General features: G+C 31.2%; 21 protein-coding genes and 1 tRNA gene. 9 read left to right on the top strand and 13 right to left on the bottom strand.

Annotated features, from left to right (window positions below; all coding sequences use genetic code 11):
* Positions 1 to 33: 33 nt before the first annotated feature.
* From FHR24_RS10235 to FHR24_RS10200, 8 genes are all read right to left on the bottom strand, one after another.
* A complete protein-coding gene (locus tag FHR24_RS10235; protein ID WP_167187930.1) occupies positions 34 to 1,296 on the bottom strand; it encodes a glycoside hydrolase family 117 protein in 1,263 nt (420 codons plus the stop codon).
* 142 nt (positions 1,297 to 1,438) lie between these two features.
* Positions 1,439 to 3,040: a sulfatase gene (locus tag FHR24_RS10230; RefSeq protein WP_208412330.1), complete on the bottom strand. Its 1,602-nt coding sequence runs from the start codon at positions 3,038 to 3,040 to the stop codon at positions 1,439 to 1,441.
* Between the two features lie 14 nt (positions 3,041 to 3,054).
* Positions 3,055 to 4,173: a glycoside hydrolase family protein gene (locus FHR24_RS10225; RefSeq protein ID WP_167187927.1), complete on the bottom strand. Its 1,119-nt coding sequence runs from the start codon at positions 4,171 to 4,173 to the stop codon at positions 3,055 to 3,057.
* 163 nt (positions 4,174 to 4,336) lie between these two features.
* Positions 4,337 to 5,656, bottom strand: coding sequence for a TolC family protein (locus FHR24_RS10220; RefSeq protein WP_243846540.1), 1,320 nt, complete (start codon positions 5,654 to 5,656; stop codon positions 4,337 to 4,339).
* A gap of 4 nt (positions 5,657 to 5,660) precedes the next feature.
* Positions 5,661 to 6,776 (bottom strand): efflux RND transporter periplasmic adaptor subunit, encoded by a 1,116-nt coding sequence (locus FHR24_RS10215; protein WP_167187920.1) that lies wholly within the window; start codon positions 6,774 to 6,776, stop codon positions 5,661 to 5,663.
* 9 nt (positions 6,777 to 6,785) lie between these two features.
* On the bottom strand, positions 6,786 to 8,045 hold the full coding sequence (locus FHR24_RS10210; RefSeq protein ID WP_167187917.1) for an ABC transporter permease: 1,260 nt from the start codon (positions 8,043 to 8,045) through the stop codon (positions 6,786 to 6,788).
* Positions 8,038 to 9,282 (bottom strand): ABC transporter permease, encoded by a 1,245-nt coding sequence (locus FHR24_RS10205; protein ID WP_167187913.1) that lies wholly within the window; start codon positions 9,280 to 9,282, stop codon positions 8,038 to 8,040. Before FHR24_RS10205 ends, FHR24_RS10210 begins: the two co-directional genes overlap by 8 nt.
* Positions 9,275 to 9,976 (bottom strand): ABC transporter ATP-binding protein, encoded by a 702-nt coding sequence (locus FHR24_RS10200; RefSeq protein WP_167187910.1) that lies wholly within the window; start codon positions 9,974 to 9,976, stop codon positions 9,275 to 9,277. The genes FHR24_RS10205 and FHR24_RS10200 overlap by 8 nt, the downstream gene beginning before the upstream one ends.
* 136 nt (positions 9,977 to 10,112) lie before the next feature.
* On the opposite strand from FHR24_RS10200, the gene FHR24_RS10195 reads away from it, so the two are divergent.
* The 3 genes from FHR24_RS10195 to tpiA are packed head-to-tail and all read left to right on the top strand — an operon-like array spanning position 10,113 to position 12,450.
* On the top strand, positions 10,113 to 11,183 hold the full coding sequence (locus tag FHR24_RS10195; protein WP_167187907.1) for an ABC transporter permease: 1,071 nt from the start codon (positions 10,113 to 10,115) through the stop codon (positions 11,181 to 11,183).
* A gap of 5 nt (positions 11,184 to 11,188) precedes the next feature.
* Complete coding sequence (locus tag FHR24_RS10190) at positions 11,189 to 11,683, top strand: TlpA family protein disulfide reductase (RefSeq protein ID WP_167187904.1); 495 nt, start codon at positions 11,189 to 11,191, stop codon at positions 11,681 to 11,683.
* Between the two features lie 8 nt (positions 11,684 to 11,691).
* Entirely contained in the window at positions 11,692 to 12,450 is a 759-nt protein-coding gene (gene tpiA, locus FHR24_RS10185; protein ID WP_167187901.1) for a triose-phosphate isomerase, read from the top strand.
* A 75-nt stretch (positions 12,451 to 12,525) separates the two neighbouring features.
* Here tpiA and FHR24_RS10180 read toward each other — a convergent pair whose 3' ends face one another.
* Positions 12,526 to 13,170 (bottom strand): DsbA family oxidoreductase, encoded by a 645-nt coding sequence (locus FHR24_RS10180; protein ID WP_167187898.1) that lies wholly within the window; start codon positions 13,168 to 13,170, stop codon positions 12,526 to 12,528.
* Positions 13,171 to 13,402: 232 nt separating this feature from the next.
* On the opposite strand from FHR24_RS10180, the gene prmA reads away from it, so the two are divergent.
* The 3 genes from prmA to FHR24_RS10165 are packed head-to-tail and all read left to right on the top strand — an operon-like array spanning position 13,403 to position 14,801.
* Positions 13,403 to 14,230: a 50S ribosomal protein L11 methyltransferase gene (gene prmA, locus FHR24_RS10175; protein WP_167187895.1), complete on the top strand. Its 828-nt coding sequence runs from the start codon at positions 13,403 to 13,405 to the stop codon at positions 14,228 to 14,230.
* Positions 14,231 to 14,250: 20 nt separating this feature from the next.
* Positions 14,251 to 14,526, top strand: coding sequence for an ATP-dependent Clp protease adaptor ClpS (locus FHR24_RS10170; RefSeq protein ID WP_167187893.1), 276 nt, complete (start codon positions 14,251 to 14,253; stop codon positions 14,524 to 14,526).
* A gap of 2 nt (positions 14,527 to 14,528) precedes the next feature.
* A complete protein-coding gene (locus FHR24_RS10165; protein WP_167187890.1) occupies positions 14,529 to 14,801 on the top strand; it encodes a hypothetical protein in 273 nt (90 codons plus the stop codon).
* Between the two features lie 147 nt (positions 14,802 to 14,948).
* On the opposite strand, the gene FHR24_RS10160 is transcribed toward FHR24_RS10165, so the two are convergent.
* The 3 genes from FHR24_RS10160 to FHR24_RS10150 form a co-directional block, all read right to left on the bottom strand.
* Positions 14,949 to 15,024: transfer RNA gene (locus FHR24_RS10160), tRNA-His, on the bottom strand.
* A 66-nt stretch (positions 15,025 to 15,090) separates the two neighbouring features.
* Positions 15,091 to 15,813, bottom strand: a complete 723-nt coding sequence (gene bshB1, locus FHR24_RS10155) for a bacillithiol biosynthesis deacetylase BshB1 (protein ID WP_167187886.1) — start codon at positions 15,811 to 15,813, stop codon at positions 15,091 to 15,093.
* Between the two features lie 2 nt (positions 15,814 to 15,815).
* On the bottom strand, positions 15,816 to 16,382 hold the full coding sequence (locus tag FHR24_RS10150; protein ID WP_167187883.1) for a glutathione peroxidase: 567 nt from the start codon (positions 16,380 to 16,382) through the stop codon (positions 15,816 to 15,818).
* A 105-nt stretch (positions 16,383 to 16,487) separates the two neighbouring features.
* On the opposite strand from FHR24_RS10150, the gene FHR24_RS10145 reads away from it, so the two are divergent.
* The 3 genes from FHR24_RS10145 to FHR24_RS10135 all read left to right on the top strand — a co-directional run bounded on the left by FHR24_RS10145 (position 16,488) and on the right by FHR24_RS10135 (position 19,571).
* Positions 16,488 to 17,240 carry a Rossmann-like and DUF2520 domain-containing protein gene (locus FHR24_RS10145; protein ID WP_167187880.1) on the top strand — a complete coding sequence of 251 codons (753 nt, stop codon included), beginning with the start codon at positions 16,488 to 16,490 and terminating at the stop codon, positions 17,238 to 17,240.
* Positions 17,224 to 17,751 (top strand): KdsC family phosphatase, encoded by a 528-nt coding sequence (locus FHR24_RS10140; protein WP_167187878.1) that lies wholly within the window; start codon positions 17,224 to 17,226, stop codon positions 17,749 to 17,751. Before FHR24_RS10145 ends, FHR24_RS10140 begins: the two co-directional genes overlap by 17 nt.
* A 167-nt stretch (positions 17,752 to 17,918) precedes the next feature.
* The gene (locus tag FHR24_RS10135; protein WP_167187875.1) at positions 17,919 to 19,571 is read left to right on the top strand and encodes a T9SS type A sorting domain-containing protein; all 1,653 of its coding nucleotides are present in this window, start codon (positions 17,919 to 17,921) and stop codon (positions 19,569 to 19,571) included.
* 56 nt (positions 19,572 to 19,627) lie between these two features.
* Here the strand turns inward: FHR24_RS10135 and FHR24_RS10130 are convergent, their stop codons facing one another.
* Complete coding sequence (locus FHR24_RS10130) at positions 19,628 to 21,466, bottom strand: sulfatase-like hydrolase/transferase (protein ID WP_167187871.1); 1,839 nt, start codon at positions 21,464 to 21,466, stop codon at positions 19,628 to 19,630.
* Positions 21,467 to 21,496: the final 30 nt, after the last annotated feature.

Here is a 21,496-nt window from a genome sequence, read left to right as displayed (position 1 = left end):
AGAGCCTTTTTTTTATTGTTTTATTTCTAAAAATTATTTTAAATTTTCAGTTTCTTCAGCAATACGTTTTCTTTGCTTTCCATTTAATCCCATCTTATAAAAGAACTCTGGCTTTAAATATACGTGGTTCTTTTTCATGTCTGGATCATTTACATCTTGACTTAAATCACAATCAAAACGAGCTAAAATAGCATGATTGGTTTTCCATCCGTTTACCGCTGTAAAGTGACAAATTCCCCAAGTAATTCCTCTACCATCTTTGGTATCTGTAAAAGCATCTGGAATAAAAGGTCCAGCCGCATTTGGTAAAAATTCAGAAATAGCAGCCACTTTAAAGTTTACTCCATCTTCTGCATACTGAATGGTATTGTGTTCGTTTCCATCTCTAATTACAATAGAAGCAATTCCTCCTTTAAAAGGAAACATTGTTGTTTCGTGACCAGAACTAGAAATAGGATTCAATGGATGCTTATTAAAAGGACCTAATGGATTGTCTGCAATTGCTAAACCATGCATTCTAATTAAGTTAGGCTGTCCGTTAGAATCTGATTTGTAGTACAAATAAATTTTTCCATTGTGTACCAATGGGTAAGGGTCGTGAATAGAATATTGATCCCACTCACCTGGTTTACCGTTCGGAATTACAACTTTATCATAATGAGTCCAAGGTCCGTCTGGTGAATCAGCATAAGAAACCGCCACAGGACAATCATCCCCACGTTTTCCGCTTGCTTCCATAAATCCTTGGTAGTACAAGTAATATTTACCTTTCCATTCTAAAATATCTGTAGTCGTTACAGAACGCCAACCTGCTTGAGGTTTTTTAGGTCTAGTAACAGCGGGGCCTTGCTCTTCCCAAGTAAATCCATCTTTAGAAGTTGCGTACCAAATTTCACACAAATCCCAATCTGCAGATGGAATTTCATCTGTTGCTAAATGTGCATTTCTACCTCCTATTGGTGGCGTTTTGGTATGTCTGTAGGTATACCAAACGTAATATTTTCCGTTCTTAAAAATAACTTTAGAAGGATCTCTACGAGTAATAGTACCATCGTGATTGCTATAGTCTAATCCTTTTATTTTGGTGTATTTAAACTGCGAGTACAATTCATTGTGTTGAGGAGTTGCAGCATATTGATCATAGCTTCTTTCCATAGAAGCACTTAAAGGTCTGTCTGGTTTTTCATCAGGTAAACTAAACGGAAATGCTTCTGTTTTTTTCTGAGCGGTAACATTAATTGTTAAGAAACAAAAAACGATTACACTGGTAAATTTTGTCAAATACGATTTTATCATTTTGTATTTTTATAATTGTTGATTATATACAAACAAAGAGACATAAAAAAACTATTTTTAACAGGCACATATCTTTATTTGTATAAACCATATGATTCTTTAGGCATTAAAAAAACAACATATAACTAGACAAAAGCTATACTTAGTCTATAGTTTGCTTACTTCCCCACCAATCTGCATTTGGTTTAAAATCCTCTTTTAAATAATTTAAACGTTGTTTTTCTAAACTCTTTAATTTTTTAGTTGCTATTTTATGTAAATACTCTTGCTCCTTTTTAGCACTATACAAAGGATCTTTTTTAGGATAATTAGCATTAACATCTTTTAAATAATCAAATAATTGTTGATGAAGTTTTGTTGCCAACTCTGGATGTTTTTCTACCACATTATTTCGCTCTTCTAAATCATTTGTAATATTGTACAATTCGTTTCGATCATCTTCGTAATAGTGAATCAATTTCCAATCTCCCAATCTAATAATAGATGAAGGCTCTCCTCCTTGGTTTCCGTAATGGGGATAATGCCAAATTAAGGGACGTTCTTTGGTTTGTTTTCCTTGTAACAAAGGCACTAAACTAATTCCGTCTTTATGTGATTCTGGTTTTAATTCTGCTCCAACCAAATCTAGCAAAGTAGGGTAAAAATCAGTTCCTGTTACAGGTGTATTATTTTCTTTTACTTGATTTTTTAACCAAGGAACTTTAATAAAATAAGGTTCTTTAATACCTCCTTCATATTGATATCCTTTTCCTCCCCTTAAAGGTAAATTTGAAGTTGAAAAAGAATCTCCGGCAGAAACACCTCCGTTATCCGATGTAAAAACAACAATCGTATTTTTATCCAACCCTAGTTCTTCTAATCCTTTTAACACTTCTCCAACTGCATCATCCATACTTTCTACCAAACCAGCATAAACAGGATTGTCTTGTGTTTGTTTTATGGGTAAAAAATGTCCCATTTCAAAACCATGATCTGCAACACCATTTTTAATGGCTTTGTTTCTATATTTTTGCCATTTACCTTGACTCGTTTGAATGGCTCCATGTACCGCATAAAAAGACAAATAGGCAAAAAACTTTTGATCTTTATGCTCTTTCATAAAGTTTACGGTTTCTTTAGCCAATCGCATAGATAGATTTTCTCCATCCTGATGATCTTCTAAATTTGGGTTTTTAAAAGGTGCAAAATAACCACCTCTAGGACCGCCTGCATCCCAACCTCCTTTGTTAATATCAAAACCATGATCTTCTGGCCAAGAACCTTTTTCTCCCAAATGCCATTTACCTGCAAAAAAAGTAGTGTATCCTTGCTCTTTTAAAGCTTCAGGTAACGTGGTTGCTTCTTTGTTTAATTCGTGATTATATTCTGCAGGCATTAATTTATTAAATCGTTTTTTTTCTCTCCATTTTTCTCCAGATCTAGCACCAATCCAATCGGTAATACCATGTCTTGCCGGAAAAGTACCTGTCATAATACTAGCTCTAGAAGGGCTACAAACTCTACAAGCAGCATATCCCTCATTAAAGGCAGTACCTTCTTTGGCTATTCTATCAATGTTTGGAGTTTCATAATACTTATTGTTTCTAAAACTCAAATCATTATAACCATAATCATCGGCTAAAATGAATAAGATATTTTTCTTTTCTGGCTCTAATTCTTTAGAACTTGTTGATTTTGATTTACACGAAAACAACATTGCGAATACTAAACAAACAGCTATTACAACACGATTTGATCTAAACATATTTCCTTTTTATTTTAGTTTTTATTTGATTTCCAACTAATTGGAATTGCTATATTACCATTTACATTTTTATCATAAACAGCCACATAAATCATAATTGGTTGTCCATCATTATTGGTCAATACAAAAGGTCGTTCTACTCTTTTGGGTTTCCAGATAGTTCCATTAGAAAGTAAAAATTCTTTTTTCATAAAAATCTTTCTTTCATCGGGTTGCCAATCAAAACCATTGGTAGAACTAAACAATGCCAATTCACTTTTCCCCATTACATGACAAACCATAAAGTGTTTGTTCAATATTTTATCAAACCACATACAAGCATCTTCAGTCTGTGCTTTTGCGTATACCGGTTTTTCATAAAAATTAAAAGGCCCTTCTGGGTTTTTAGCATTTCCTACTAACTGAATTCTAAAAGGTTTTTTATGTTGTAAATCATCCCCTTTCATTATCATTAAATACTCCTTGTCTTTATAAATAACTGCCGGATTCACTGCTATTTTTTTAAACTTTACATCATCTGGAGCAACTACTATATGTTTAGAACGCACAAAAGGACCAGCTGGATTAGTAGCAATTGCAACTCCAATACGCTGACTGTCTCTAATTTCGGTTCTATGCGCATCGTACCATAGCGTTGTTGGTTCTTGTGTTTCTGGAATATCTTTAGCTAAAAGCTCCTTAATATCATTGGCTATATAATACAAACAAACTTTTCCGTCTGCTACTACAGCATAAGGATTGTGCGAATTGTTTACATCCCATCCTCCTACTTTTTTACTTTCTAATACTACATTTTTAAAAACAAAAGGACCTTCGGGATTTTTAGCAACTGCATGAGCAATTTCACAATTGGTCATCCAACCTTTGTGTTCGTATTCTTTTTTCCATCTAGAATAATAAGCGTGATACTCACCTTCCCATTTTACCACAGACAATCCCCAAACATAATAACCTGTTTCTGCAACAACTTGTGATGCCGTTTGATGATTGAAAAATTTTGTAACCACTTGTGTAGATAATGGTTCAAAAGAAATGTTTTGGTAATCTTTTAACTCCGCTTTTTGCGGAACTTCTTTACAGGATATAGTAAGTACTATCCCTAACAATAAAACTCCTAAAGTTTTAATTTTCATAAAAATATTAATTTTGTCTACTTAATTTATGGCAATACATAAAAGTGTATTACGATACTTCAAAGAAAAAAAAAACTTAGAAATTAAGAGTACCAATATGCGTATTTATGTAATACAAATGGTTTAATACATAGCTTACATTTCTATTTTTAAGACATAAGTCTTAGTATGATAGAGTATAATACAATTCAATAATTTTCAATCTAAATAATAGGTCGTATTTGGTACGTAATAAATCTGTTTGGCTATTTTGATATAAAATTTTATTTTGAGTATAGTCTAGTAAATTACTCTCTCCAACATCAAACTTTGTTTGTTGATACTGAAAAGCCAATTCTTGTGCTTCTACTGTTTTTTGGCTTGAGATATATGTTTTGTAACTAGCTTTTGCATTTAAATATGCTTGATGTACATTTTGAATAACCATTTGCTTTGTTTGTTCTAGCTGATGCTCTCTTCTTAATACATTTAATTTGTTTTTAGCTACTGAGTTTTTAATTTTAAAACCATTAAAAATGGGTATATTTAAGCTTAAACCATAGGTGAATCCATAATTATTTTCTAATTGATAAAAATAGCTATCTGTAGATTTGTCTATTTCTCTAGTGTCAAAATTCACAAAACCAGACAGAGTGGGTAAATAAGATCCTTTGGCAATATCTACTCCTTTTTTAGCGACTTCTATATTTGATTTTGATAATTTTATTTCATTTCTATTGGAGAGTACTGTTTTTAAAATGGAATCTATAGGAGTCTCTAAAACCTTCATTTCAATTAAACTTACATTTTCTTTTTTAACCTCTATCTCTTCCGATAAATTTAAGTTTAACAATCTTTTTAAACCTAATTTAGCAATTACATAACTGTTTTCTGCCTGAGCTATATTTTGTTCGTCATTAGCTATAGTTGCCTGTAATTGTAACAAATCACCTTTGGGAATATTCCCTGCACTTACCAATTCTTTAGCTCTATTTAATTGTTCTACAGACAATTGATATTGTGCTTTTAATATTGCTATATTTTCTTTTTGTAACAAAACCTGTAAGTAACTATTTGCCACATTTAATTTAATATCATCTTTAATAGATTCTATGTTAAATTGTGCTGCAATTTCTTGCAATCTGGCTTGTTGTAAATTGTTATAATTAATCAATCCGTTAAAAATGGGAATATTAGAATTTACTCCATAACTAGAATTCCTTATGGTTTCTACTGATTTTACCAAATTTCCAGACACCACATTCTGACTCAATCCATTGTTCCAAGTATTTCTAACACTTGCGTTTAAATTGGGCAAATAAGCACCTTTTGCACTGCTAGTAGTTAGTTTAGCTTCTTCTAAGTTTAACAATTGTTGCTTTACATCAATATTATGATCTATGGCATATTGTATACAATCTTGTATGCTCCATTTTTTAGTTTGAGAATAAAAAGAAGATACCCAAAAAAATAGACCTATAAACGCTATGATACTTTTTTTCATCGTTTTATTTTTTCTTGTTCTTATTAGGAACAATTGCATTCCAATCTTTTATTTTATGATCTTTAGTAATCCCTTCTTTTATTTCCACTTTAATACCATCACTTACCCCTAAAACCACATTTTTTCTTTCAAACTCCTGATCTGCTATCAAAACCTCTACATACGTTTTTTTTGTTTTTTTATCATATTGCAACAAAGATTCGTTAATAGATAATACCTCTTCTGCAATTTCTAAAATAATAGATGCATTGGCACTTAATCCTGAACGAACCACTGTATTTTTAGGTACTGTAATAGAGCTCTCTATATCAAACTGAACCGCTCCATTTTTTTCAACTCCTTTGGGTGCTATATAATCTAAAATAGTGTTAAACTTTAAATTTGGTAAAGCACCAATTTTAATAGAAATAGGCATTCCCTCTTTTATTTTTCCAACTTCACTTTCGTCAATAGTTCCTTTAAAAATCATTTTACCTACATCTGCAATAGTAGCCAATTCTGTACCTGCATTAAAATTATTACTAGGTATTACTTGTACTCCCTCTTCTACCGGAACTTCTAAAACCACACCTCCAATGGTTGATTTTACTAATGTATTGGCTACATTTTTAAATCCTTTGGTTGTTCCTGTTTGTATAATTTGATAGTTTTCTGTAGCAGAAATCCAACGTTGTTTAGCTTGTTGATAAGTTGCCTTGTTTTGATCGAACGTATTGGCAGATATTACCTCTTTTTCAAAAAGAAGTACTTGTCTATCATAAATTTTCTGCTGAGCTTCTAAATTTATTTTTGCACTTGTAACATTGTTAGCCGCAGATTGCAAATTATTAATGGTTGGAATTACCTTAATTTTTGCTATTAAATCTCCTGTTTTTATGGTGTCTCCAGCTTGTACATAAATCTCATCAATAATACCAGGTATGTTGGGTCTAATAATAACTTCTTCTTTTGGAGTTATTTTTCCTGAAGCTACAGTAGTTGATTTTATGGTTTCTATTTTAGCGTTTTTAGTTTTAAAAATCACTGGTTTTTGCTGATCTCTTTTCCATAAATACCCTAATGCTAGCACAAAAGCAATAACAATAAATAGTAAAATTAAAATAGTTTTAGATTTTTTCATGATGTAATTTTATTCAGTTCTAATCGCATTAATAGGTTTCATTTTTACGGCTTTATTTGCAGGAATTAACCCCGCTAGCAATCCAAAAAAGACTAGGATTATAAAAATGGTAAATAAGGTTGGTAAATTAATTATAGGATTTAAAATCATTAAATCTACAGGATCCATACTGTCAATTTTTAAATTCACAAAGAACAATATTAGACTTGCAAAACTAACTCCTGCCATACCAGACAATATGGTTAAAAATACCGATTCTAAAATAATTTGTTTTTTTATCACCATAGGAGTTGCTCCCAAAGCTCTCCTAATCCCTATTTCTTTGGTTCTTTCTTTTATAACAATTAGCATAATATTACTAATTCCTATAACTCCAGAAATTAAAATCATAATTCCCACAAAAAAAGAAACAATTTTAAGGGTAGCAAATAGCATGTTAAATTTTTCAAATTGTTCATTCAAATCAAAATTACCAATGGCTCTTTTGTCTTTTGGGTTGATTTTATGTCTTGTTTGCAATAAGGTTATTATTTTGTTTTTTAATTCTGTAGCAGACTGATCATCATCTGCTGTAATAAAAAAGTAATTTACACGATCCCCAAAATTAAAGACTTGAGAAAATGTGTTAAACGGAATGTGAACATTTTGTTGAGCTCTTATATTTTTTTGTCCGTTTATAGAGGTGTCTTTAAAAACTCCTACTACTTTAAAATTAACTCCTTTAATTTTGATAAAACTACCTATTACATCCTCTCCTTTTTCATATAGCTCATCAATCAATCCCCAACCAATAATGGCTATTTTTCTTTTTTGATCAATATCTTTCTGATTTATAAACCGACCTTGTGTTAACTTTAATGCTTTTTGCCCTAAAAACTCAGGAGCATTTCCTTCTACTTTAAAACTACCTTCTTTTGTAATGTGTTTAATTTCTGTGGTAAAATTATTTTGAGGAGAAACTATTCTTAAGCCTTTTATATTGTCTTTAATAGCTTGGGCATCCTGAATGTCAAAATGATACCATCTATTTCTGGGCATTCCTTTATACTCTAAAGATGTTTTTTGAGTCCATATAAAAATAGAATTGGTGGCTATTCCCTTAAACTTTGATTTGATTCCTGTTTCAAAACCACTTGCTGCAGACAATAAAAGAACCATGATAAAAATTCCCCAAAAGACTCCAAAAGCAGTTACAAAAGTACGTGCTCCATTAGATTTTAAAGACGATAGTATTTCTACCCATAAATCTCTATGAAATAAACTATTCATCTCTAAGTGCAATTATAGGTTTAATTTTCGCAGCATATTTGGCAGGAAAATAACCCGCTACAACTCCAGCTATTACTAATAAAATTACGGTAGAAATAGCAATGCTAAAATCTACTTTAGGATTTAAAATAAATTCAGTTTTTATTTGTCCACCAATAAACTCTAAAACAGTAAAACCAAATAAAAGGCCAATAACTCCAGAAATAGAAGTAATAAAAATAGCCTCATGTAAAATCATGGCTATAATTGTTTTTGGCTGGGCTCCTAAAGCTTTTCTAATTCCAATTTCTTTGGTTCTTTCTTTCACTATAATCAACATAATATTACCTACACCAACAACTCCTGCTATAAGAGTTAAAATTCCTACTGCCCAAAAAAACAATTTCATTCCTAAAATTAGTTGATAGATTTCTTTACTCCCCTCTACTGCATTAAAATGTCTAATTGCTGTAACATCATCGGGGTGTACTTTGTGAATTTGTTGTAGTTTGCTTTTTACTTGATTAGCAAAAGCTTCTGATTTAGCCAAAGCAATGTCATAATTTTCTTCTGGCTCTAATGTAAACACAAAACCACTTCCCCAATTTACACTTGCATACAGTTGAGTTAATGTACTATAGGGAACATACAATCTTGTATTTTCTCTTTCGTTAGGATCTAGAAAGACACCTATTACTTTATAATTAACATTACCTGTTGTTATGTATTTACCTACTGCTGTTTTATAATTTGTAAATAATTCTTTTGCCACCTCAATTCCTATAACCGCCACTTTTAGCGTTTTATCAACATCTTTTTGATTTACAAATCTACCCGAAAGCAATTCTGCACTTTCTAAAAACTGCTTATCAGGCATCGCTCCAATTACTTGATAATTTCCTGATTTAGATTGATAACTGGTTGCCAATCCATTTTTCCAAAAATCTACAGATTCATACTCTATATCTTCTTTATAAGTTTGTTTGATTAAGTTATAATCTTCTTCCGTCATTTTAATACGTCTACCAGAGTTTAATCCTTTGTATTCTTTAGAGGTTTTATTAGACCAAAATTCTATTAATGTAGCAGCATCTCTAGCAAATTGTTCTTTAGTTCCGTTTTTAAAACCATTAGCAACACCCAATAAAATAATTAAAATAAAAATTCCAGAACCTACAGAAATCCCTGTTAAAAAAGTACGAAGCTTATTTTTAGAAATTGCTTCAAAAATTTCTTGCCACCTATCTATATTAAACATATAAGGTGGCTCTTACAGGTTCTATAATTTTATCGCTAATAATCAAACCGTCTTTTAGCTCTACATTTCGTTTTGTCATAGCTGCAATGTCAGGTTCATGAGTTACAATAATTACTGTTTTACCTTCATCATTTATTTGCTGTAGCAATTCCATAACTCCATAAGAAGTTTTGGTATCTAATGCCCCCGTAGGTTCATCTGCCAACAATACTTTAGGATCCGATGCTAACGCTCTAGCAATAGCTACACGCTGTTTTTGACCACCAGACAATTCACTAGGTACATGTTTTGCCCAATTGGATAAGCCTACTTTGTCTAAATAAAACAAAGCTTTTTCTTCTCTTTTTTTTCTAGAAACTCCTTGATAATATAAAGGCAACGCAACATTATCTAAGGCTGTTTTGTAGTTGATTAAATTAAACGACTGAAAAATAAATCCTAAAAATTGATTGCGATATTTTGCCGCTATTTTTTCGTTTAAATTTTTTACTTCAATTCCATCTAAATTATAAGTTCCACGATCCGCTTCATCTAAAATCCCTATAATGTTTAATAAAGTAGATTTTCCAGAACCTGACGAGCCCATAATAGAAACCATTTCTCCTTTATCTACATTAAAATCAATTCCTTTTAATACAGGCAAAGTGTTTTTTCCTATTTGGTAAGACTTGTAAATATCTGTAATTCTAATCATATCTATTTTTAGAGAAATTTTAAAAACAGCAACAAATTAATACTTTTTTTATGATTTAGTTGATTTATTAACAACAATAAGTACTAATTAATTTATATAGATGTAATATATTTGAAACAACCAATAATTACTTACATTGATATCATTTTTAATTAAAAATACACTTAAAGGATTTGTTAGCTTGTTTGGAGTTGCCACACTCTTATTCTTTTTATTTAACTTATTAGGAGATCCTTCTAGAATGTTGCTAGATCAAAGAGAAGATCAGGAACAGTTAGAAAATATTAAAATTAAATACGGATTAAATTTACCGATGTACAAAAGGTATTTTAACTATTTAAATGATTTGTCTCCAATATCAGTACACAGTAACAACAAGAATGATTATTCTTATTTATCGGATAAAAAAAGTAGTATTACTTGGCTAAAAACCAAAAACAATAATTTTGTTATTAAGTTTCCTAATCTTAGAAATTCTTTTCAAAAAAACGACAAAGAAGTCAGTAGTATTTTAGCAGAAACATTACCAAACACTCTACTATTAGCCGTTGCAGCTATTAGTATTGCTTTGATAATTGGCTTAATATTAGGAATTATTTCTGCGCTACAAGTCAACACTTTTTTAGACAAATGTATTATGGTTATTAGTACCTTAGGTATGAGTCTTCCTTCTTTTTTTTCTGCCATTATATTTGCCTGGTTGTTTGGTTTTGTACTACATAAATATACTGGTTTAGGAATGACCGGAAACATTATTGAGGTAGATGATTTTGGAGAAGGAACACATATTGTTTGGAAAAATGCCATTTTACCAAGTTTGGTTTTAGGAATTAGACCTTTGGCTGTTATTGTACAATTAACTCGAAACTCTTTGTTAGATGTGTTGAGTAAAGACTATATAAGAACTGCAAAATCTAAAGGATTATCTGTGTACACAATTGTAAAAAAACATGCTTTAAAAAACGCATTAAACCCAGTAATTACGACTTTATCTGGTTGGTTTGCTTCTTTATTAGCGGGTGCCGTTTTTGTAGAATATATTTTTAATTGGAACGGTTTGGGAAAAGAAATTGTAAACGCCTTAAATTCTTCCGACTTACCTGTTATATCAGGAAGTATTTTAACCATTGCTGCTTTTTTTATCCTCCTAAATATTTTGGTAGATATTTCTTACAGCATTTTAGACCCAAGTGTTGAATTAAAATAAAAATCATGAAAAATAGTATTCTTGTTTTCTTTAGTCTATTAGTCTTTAGTTGCAAACCACCTAACAATACTCAATTTACGCAAAAAGCACTACAGGCTCCCATTATTACAAGTAGTGGAACTACCATTAGTTTTAAAGAATTAATAGCTTCATACAAAGGAAAAACAGTTGTTATAGATGTTTGGGCAAGTTGGTGTGTAGACTGTATAAAAGGACTGCCAAAACTTAAAACTATTCAGCAAAAATATCCTAAAACTAGCTATGTATTTATATCTTTAGACCGCAATCAACAAGCTTGGAAAAACGGTATCAATCGTTATCGTATAAAAGGAGATCATTATTATGTAGAAGGTGGTTGGAAAAGTATATTTGCTAAAAACATAGATCTAGATTGGATTCCTAGGTACATAGTGATCCATCCAAATAGTGAAGTTGTTGTTTACAGAGCCATTGAAGCAGATGATTCTGATATTATAGAAATTTTAGAAAATCAAAAATAATAAACATAATGAGAAGTAAAATTGTAGCAGGTAACTGGAAAATGAACAAAAACGTTGCCGAATCTAAAGCGTTAGCAGAAGAATTAGTAAGTGAATTAAAAGGTGTTTCTTTAGAAAACACTAGAGTAATTGTAGCTCCAACATTTATAAACTTAACTACTGTATTAGCTGTAACTGAAGGTTCTGCTGTAGAAGTTGCTGCTCAAAACATGCACCAAGAAGCTAGCGGTGCTTACACAGGAGAAATTTCTGCTGGTATGTTAACTGGAGCTGGTCTTAAAACAGTAATCTTAGGTCACTCAGAAAGACGTGAGTACTTTGGTGAAAACGAAGCTTTATTAGCTAAAAAAACAGATGCTGCATTGGCAAATGGATTAGAAGTAATTTACTGTTTTGGTGAAGTTAAAGAAGAAAGAGAATCTAACACACAAGAAAAAGTAGTTGCAGAACAAATTTCTGGAGCTTTATTTCATTTAGATGCTGCTGCATGGTCTAACATTGTATTGGCTTACGAACCAGTATGGGCTATTGGAACAGGATTGACTGCTTCTGCAGATCAAGCTCAAGAAATGCACGCATTTATCCGTGGATTTGTTGCTGATAAATACGGTGCTGAAGTTGCCGACAACGTATCTATTTTATACGGAGGTTCTTGTAAACCAGCTAATGCTGAAGAAATTTTTTCTAAAGCTGATGTTGATGGTGGATTGATTGGTGGTGCTGCTTTAGCTGCTGCTGACTTTACTGCAATTATCAAGGCTATCTAGTCTAACAAAATATATTAAAAACCCCGCTAAGAGCATTTGCTTTTAGCGGGGTTTTTGTTTTATATTATTCGTTTCTTACTCAGCTATCAACTCAGAAAGTATTTGTTTAAAAGTTCCTATCGGTTGTGCACCTGTTACAGCGCTTTTTCTATTAAAAACAATAGTAGGTACAGAATTTACACCTAAGTTTTTCCAATACTCTTGTTTTTCTCTCACTTGAGCACGAATCTCTTGATTATTTAGCAAAGCCAATCCTTCTTCCGCATTTAAACCAACATCCAATAGAGCTTGTTTTAAAATTTCTCTTTTAGACACATCTTTCCTTTCGCTAAAAAAAGCAGTTGTTAAACACATTTTTAACTCTGTTTGTTTCCCAAAACTACTTGCATACTCCAATAAAACATGTGCATCAAATGTATTTACCATTCGCATTTCATCAAAATAATCAAACGTAAAACCAAGCTCCTCTCCTGCTTCTTTCATTTGTAATTTTGATTGCTTTTGCTCTTCTGCTGTAGATCCATATTTTTCTGTAATGTGTTCTATCACATTCTGTCCTTCAACAGGCATGTTTGGATTCAATTCAAAAGGTTGCCATTCAATTTCTATTTGGTCTTGAATATCTAGTTCCAAAATCGCTTTTTCTAGTCGCTTATAACCAATAGTACACCAAGGACATACTACATCCGAAACAATATCTATTTTTAATTTTTCTTTCATTATCTATTTAACTTACAAAGGGTTTGTATTTATGCTATCACCTCAAAAAATTCACCAATATATGTAACTCATCTAAAGGTTAAGATTAGTACGAAAAAGATTGTCAAACATTACATAAAATTGATTTTTTCTACAAAAGAAAATACTACGATTATAATAAACACAAAATATATTTTAAAGTAGCTAAAAGCTTTTGCTTTTAACTATTTTTGTACTCAGAAATATTACGATAATGAATTATACAGGTTACACTTTTACCATTACTCCATTACAACCCGCCACCGAAATTTTAATTGCCGAATTAGGTGAATTAGGTTTTGAAAGTTTTGAAGAAACAGAAACAGGTTTAGAAGCTTACATTCAAACAAAAGACTGGAACGAAGATATTTTAGACAATGTATTTGCTTTACAATCCGAAGAGTTTACCATTTCTTATACTTATAAAGAAATAGAGCAAGTAAACTGGAATGCAGAATGGGAAAAGAATTTTGAACCTATTCATGTAGATAACAAAGTAAGTGTGATTGCTCCTTTCCATGAAAGAACTGGAATGGAATATGAAATTATTATTGAACCTAAAATGAGTTTTGGAACTGGTCACCATGAAACTACTCATTTAATGATTAAACACCTGTTAGAGTTAGATTTAACCAACAAAAGTGTATTAGACATGGGAACAGGAACAGGTATTTTAGCCATTTTTGCCGAAATGAAAGGTGCTAAACCTATTGATGCTATTGATATTGACGAATGGTGTTTTATCAATACCGAAGAAAATATAGAAAAAAACAATTGTACACATATTACAGCTTATCAAGGAGATGCATCTATGTTAGTAGCTCAAAAATACGATGTTATTATAGCCAATATTAACAGAAACATATTGTTAAATGATATGGATCTTTATAACCAATGTTTAAACAAAGGTGGTCAATTGTTATTAAGTGGTTTTTACACACAAGATATTCCGTTTTTAGAAGAAAGAACCAAAGACTTAGGTTTAACAATTCAAAAAACTTATAATAGAAATAACTGGGTAGGTTTACAATTAGATAAATAATTCTTATTTTTGCGTTGATTATGAGTACAATAGAAAAAACTTCCGAGAGTATTGAAGTCCTAGAAAAGTTATTAAAGGACTACGAAATTATTGTTTACAATGACGATGTGAATACATTTGATTTTGTAATAGACAGTCTAATAGATGTGTGTGAACACGAACCTATACAAGCAGAACAATGCACTATGCTAATTCACTACAAAGGTAAATGTGCTGTTAAAACAGGTAGTTATGATGATTTAAAACCACGTTGTTCTAAATTATTAGAATTAGGTTTATCTGCAGAAATTCAATAACAATGGAACAATTTTTAGATTATTACAGTTTTAGTGCTTTTATAAAAGATGAGTCTTTATTTTTTGATACTATTGCCTATTCTTGGATAAAAGAAGATTTATATATTTTATTAGAAAAGAAAGAAGGTGTCTATAATATTCATTTTACAAGTTATCCTAACAGATCTGAGATTGCTAAAAAAAAGCCAGAAGCATTAAATACATTGATTGAGGATTTTAAACTAGACAACAACGACCACAGAAAGGTGATTCAACAATATTTAGATTATAATTAAAAAAGGGAGCTTGTTAGCTCCCTTTTTTAATTATATCAAAGCTCCTAAAACTCAAAGCCTTTACATTTTTTTTCTATCTTAAAAAAGAACATAAAAAAAAGCTTAAGAATTAACTTAAGCTTTTAGTTTAAAGAGTTTTCAACTCTTGGGTGAAAGACCGGATTCGAACCGGCGACCTCCTGAACCACAATCAGGCGTTCTAACCAACTGAACTACAATCACCATTTGCGCGCGTTTGCGTTAGCGGTTGCAAATATAAAAGGTTTCTTGAGTTCTACAAAGAAAAAAATCAAAAAATATTTGATAATTTTTTAACCGCTACATAACGTTCTGATGTAAAGCCCTCTGCGTAATCAACTCCTATTATTCTTCCCAAATCTCTAGCTCTATAATCTACACTATCAAAGAAATTTTTACTAGTTATAGGAGATTCTGGTTCTTTACTATTCGGATCAAAGAATTGAGACTTAAATGCTTTGATTGCATTTTCTTTTACATCCATAAATTCAGATATATCTACAACAAAGTCAGGTTCTATTCCTTTCCACTGAATATAGTGATATACATTTTTGGGTCTCCAGGCTTCTTGATTTCCAAATCCAATATCTGTTTTAATGGCTCTTAGTCCTGATAAAAAACAAGCATCAGAAGCCAATTTACTTCCTTTAGCATGATCTGGATGTCTATCTTCAATAGCGTTACATAACACAATATCTGGTTGGTATTTCCTAATAATCTCTACTATTTTTAACTGATACTCTTTTGTGTTTTCTAAAAAACCATCTGGCAAACCTAAATTTTCTCTTACCATTACTCCTAATACTCCAGCAGCAGCTTCTGCTTCCATCGCTCTAATTTTAGGAGTTCCTCTGGTTCCCAACTCTCCTTTGGTTAAATCTAAAATTCCTACTAATTTACCGTCTGCTATTTCTTTGGCAATGGTTCCTCCACATCCTAATTCTACATCATCTGGATGTGCTCCAATGGCTAATATGTCTAATTTAAAACTCATAATTATTTTGTAATCCAAGAAACAATACTTGCATCGTTGGGTTTTGTTTTAGGGTTTATAATTTTTTCTAGTTTACCGTCTCTACCTATTAAGTACTTTTGAAAATTCCATTTTACTTTAGAATCTTTAAATCCATTTAATTTTTTATGTGTTAAAAACTGATAAATTTCTGCTTGATCTTTTCCTTTTACGTCTATTTTAGACATCATAGGAAAAGTAACTCCATAATTTAGCTCACAAAATTTTTCTATTTTTTTATTATTCCCGGGTTCTTGAAATAAAAAATTATTAGAAGGAAATCCAACAACAACAAAATTATGAGAATCTTTATAAGTGCTATATATTTCTTGCAACTCTTTGTATTGTGGCGTTAGTCCACATTTAGATGCTGTATTTACAATTAATATCTTTTTTCCCTTTAATGTAGAAAAATCAAACTTATTTCCTTGTAAGTCCGTAACTATAAAATCATATAAATTTGTTTTGTTACTTGTTAACTTTACGTTGGCAAAGTTAAAAGCATAAATTCCAATTAGTATTACAGGAATTAAAACATAAATATACTTCATAATTAAACGTGTTTTTATAATATCAAAGGTAAGTTACCTCTTTGTCGTAATCAAATCTAATTTATTTCAAGGTAGTGTTTAGAATTGTTCTTATTTTTGATTTCTATGATGAATGTTTGTGTTTTAGGTATTGGTAAAGTTGGTGTGCATTTAATTAATGAATGTATCAACCACCCTACTATCAATTTAGTTCAAATCTACAACAGATCTAACAAAGGATTAGAGTTGTATAAAGGAATGCTTTCTACAACACAAAGTATTCTCGATTTAAAAAAAGCAGATCTTTATATTGTTGCTTTACCAGACTCTGTAATACCTACACTAAACTTAACTAAGTTACAAGGTTTAGTGGTTCATACATCGGGAACGGTTCCTTTTTCTGATTTACAAGCTACAAACAGAGGTGTTTTGTACCCTCCGCAAAGTTTTACCAAAGAAAAAAAAATTAGCTTTAAACAAATTCCTTTGTGCTTAGAAACCGAATTTAAAACGGACTATTCTACTTTAGAAAATTTTGCGAATAAAATATCTAATGTAGTACATCAAGTAAATCAACAAAAAAGACAAAAATTACATTTAGCCGCTGTGTTTGCGAATAACTTTAGCAATAGAGTTATGGGAATTGCTTATGATATTTGTAAAAAAAACGAATTAGATTTTAAAATTTTACAACCTTTAATTCAAGAAACGTTTTTAAAAACACAAATTATGACTCCTAAAACAGCACAAACAGGACCTGCTGTTAGAGGTGATCAAAAAACAATTGAAAAACACATTGGTCAATTAAAAAATACAGACCTAGAAGTCTATAAAATATTAACAAAATCTATACAAGAAAAACATGGCACTGAGTTATAAAGAGTTATTAAACGATGTAAAAGCATTTATTTTTGACGTTGATGGAGTTTTAACCAACGGAATGGTTACTATTTTTCCTAACGGAGAATTGGTAAGAAACATGAATATTAAAGATGGGTATGCTTTAAAAACAGCTGTAGATGCTGGCTTTCCTGTTTGCATAATTTCTGGAGGAAGTAATGAAGGTGTAAGAACTAGATTGCAAGGTTTAGGTCTTACCGAAATTCATTTAGGAGTACATGATAAAATTAACAAATACCAAGAAATTTTAGAAAAACACAATTTAACACCGAGTGAAATTGTGTATATGGGTGATGATATTCCTGATTATCCTGTAATGGAATTGGTTGGGATGCCTTGTGCTCCACAAGATGCTGTACCAGAAATTAAAGCTATTTCTAAATATGTATCTCCAATTAAAGGTGGTGAAGGCTGTGTACGTGATATTATAGAACAAGTTTTACGTGTGCAGGGAAAATGGAACGGTAAGTTTTACGCTAAATTTGATTAAAAAATGATATATGTTAAAAAGTTTCAACTCACATAAACTAGACAAACATTCTATCTATTTTTAAAATTTCATAAAACATAAGAGGTAATATTTAAACAATACGTTTTGTCATTTTTTTATTATAAACAGTAGTATTACAAACTACTAACAATAAAAAATTACAAAAAATGAAAAAACGTCAGTTTTTTAAAAGAAAAATTACACTATTACTAATCCTTGCATTTGTAGTTACACAAGTTGTAAATGCACAAAACAATCCTACCTTTAGTTCAGACCCAAAACCTTTTGGAAAAAAATGGATAAAGGTTGATAATTTAACAGATGAATTTAACGACAATTCGCTAGACTCTAACAAATGGACAAAATCTACTTGGAATTACGATATTCCTGTAGAAATGACTGCAGACAATGCGAATTCAGGAGAATGGGATGGATATCTTTGGATTAGAGCAACACTAGATCAAGGTGCTGAAAGATGGTTTAGATCCGCAAGAATCATGTCTAAAGAAAAAATTAGCTATCCTATGTATACAGAAAGTCGCATACGTTCTTCTAATATTTCTGCGTATACTACTTATTGGTTAAACAATGGAGACATCAACAATCGTGATGAAATTGATATTATTGAAAACAATGCAGCACCAACTTGTGGATGTGATCCTGATTTTCCTTGGAGAATGAATTCTCAATATTTTCAAGCCGATGAAAACAAAACTCCTCAAACAGTTCGTAAACACGGAAACTTTGACAACAGAAACCTATCTTCAAACAATCCTCTTAAAGGAACCAAATGGAATGAAGAGTTTCATGTTTTTGGAGCTTACTGGTCTGATTCTAAAAATGTTCAATTTTATTTAGATGGTGAACCTGCGGGTAGTATTTATGTGGGTGACCACTTAGACGGTAACAGTTATGAACGTGAATTTACTAGAGATTTAAATATTATTTGGGATTTATGGACAACTGATGCTGATTGGATTGGTGGACTAGCAAACCAAAATGATTTAACCAACAACAACATAAACACCATGTATGTGGATTGGGTTAGAACTTGGAAATTAGAAAGCAAAGAGTTTTTTATTAAAAACAAAGAAACGGGTAAAAAAATACGTACTAATGGAGCTACAGATTTTACAAACATTGAACAAGTTCCTTATTCTTGGTCTGGAGCACCAACAAAATGGAAAATGGTAGATGCTGGTAATAATTACTTTTACTTAGTAAATACAGATAATGGAAAATATTTCCGTCCCAAAAGTGATAATACCTCTATTACTTCAGATGCTGATGGAACTCCAATGATTCAAGTACCTGATAGTTATACAGGAGACTTTACCAAATTTAAAAAGGTTTCGACAAGTGCGACTGGAAACTATTTTTATTTAGAGAATAAAGCCACTGGAATGTATTTTAGACCTGAAAACGATAATGATTACAGTAAATTACAACAAAGACCTAATACTTATGGAGGAAACTGGACACAATGGCAATTTATAGATGTAAATACAGGTACTTTAGTTACTCAAACTCCATCAGAAGAAATACAAACTATTACAGCTAATAATTTTAAAACAGAAGAGAATACCTCTTTTAATATTAGCCCAAATCCAGTGACTAAAGGGAATGAATTAACAGTCTATTTAGGAACCAATAGCGGGAACACTAAACTAGCTATTTATAATGTTTATGGAAACCTTGTAAAGCATATAGAAACAAATACTACTACTACTACAATAAATACTTCTCAATTAAAAGGAGTTTATATTTTAAAAGTGGAAACAGAAACGCAAACCTACAACCAAAAGTTTATTGTAAAATAAATTTAAAACTAGCGTATAAAAAAAGCATTTACTTTACAGTAAATGCTTTTTGTTTTTTAAGGTAATAACTCTTTGGGAATGTTTAGTTTTCCGTCATGAGCTCCTTGGGCAAAATTAGTAATGCTGTAACTATTGGCTTTAGACCAGTCACACTCTACTCTACCATCTCCCAAAACTACATTTCCTAATTTAGTTCTAAACCAAGCTGCTAATTTTCTATACTTTTTATCAGCAGCTACATTGTTACGTTCTAGCGGATCTTTATTTAAATCATACAAAACAAGTTCTGCTTGTTCTACAGGACAATTTAAAGCCCATTTAATGTTTTTGTTCGGAATTAGTTTTTTGTAATTCGTAGGTCTTGTTTTCATAGAAAAGGCAAAATCATTAGAACGTAAATAAGCTCTATGCCCAACAATCACATTGGTTTCTCCAACAATATAATCACGTTTTTCAGCTGTTCCATCAATCAACTTGTGCAAATTAACACCATCTAAATAATCATATTCTTTGTTGTTAATAGGAACTCCTGCCGTTTCTAAAATAGTGGCAGCTGCATCTACATATTCAACCAAATCTGTACTTACTACATTCTCTGGTACTTTGTTTTTGTCAGATGATACTACAAGAACAGCTCCTTTGGTAGATTTACCCCAAGGGCCAAATTTAGCCTCTATTCCTTGCTCACCTAAATGCCAACCATGATCTCCCACTACAAACAATATTAAATATTCTTGATTGTTCTTTTTACAATATTCTTTAAAAGTATCTACGGCATCCCCAATTAAAGCATCTCCATAAGCACAAAAAGCATAGTAATCTTGTATGGCTTGTTGCTTTTCTTTATCAGTCATTTTAGTCATATTTAAGTTGTTATATAACTTTTTTAACTGAGGAGTAAACGTTGCTTTTTCCTTTTCGCTAAATGCAGGAACTTTGTATTTTTTGTTTTTAAATTTATCTCTAAATTCTTTGGGTGGCAACACAGGTGTGTGTGGTAAGTGAAACCCTAAATGAGTCATTAACGGTTTATTACTATTTACTCCTTTTTTAGTTTTACCATAAGTGTTTGTAAATGTTGTGTTTTGATTTTGTAAAAACAACTTAAACTCTTCTACAATTTTTCCATCAATAGTTTGTCCTGCTGGCATTGGGTTTTCACCACCAATAATCAACTCCTTATTTCCACTTCTAGTGTACGAACGTAAAATTTCGTACTTTTTTTCCATCTCTTTTCTTTTCTGCAAATCTTCTTTGCTTACAGCTCCCAAACCTTTTTTCTTATTCAATAAATAGCTTACTACCTTTCCATCAGGAGTTTTTATTCTTTCTTCATTCCCAATAAATTTCCAAGTACCAGGAACGTAAGCCGGCTGTCCCCAATAATCACCTATGTCATTTTTTTGCAAATCATGTTTAAAACTTACTTTGTAATCATAATGTCCTGGATCTCTAAAAGTTTGACCTGGTCCCCAATCAAAAATATAAGCACCATCTTTTCCAAAAGAAGAGGTTGTATATCCGTTTTTTCTTAACGTTTGTGGCACAGAAGGTTTAACAAAATCGGGCTCTTGATGTGTTTGCTCAAATTGATAATGCCCGTTTCTAAAAGGATAACGACCACTTAACATAGACCCTCTAGAAGGTCCACATACAGGAGAGTTTGTGTAAGCATTTACAAACATAACTCCCTCTTTAGCTAGCTTATCTATATTAGGAGAAGATACGTATCCTAATTTACTATATTTTTTTCCTGTAGTTGCTTTGTTATAACACTGTAAAGCATCTACTCTATGATCATCGGTAATAATCCATAAAATGTTTGTTTTTTTTTGTGCTTTTGATAAAGTTATACAGCAAACACAAAACAAAATAGTCATTAATTTACTTCTCATTATTATTTATTTAAATATTGATTCTTTTTA

The sequence above is a fragment of the Wenyingzhuangia heitensis genome (assembly GCF_011762155.1).
Classification (GTDB): Bacteria; Bacteroidota; Bacteroidia; order Flavobacteriales; family Flavobacteriaceae; genus Wenyingzhuangia; species Wenyingzhuangia heitensis.
Note: the sequence above shows the minus strand (reverse complement) of the source record. Positions and strands in the feature narration are given on the sequence as shown.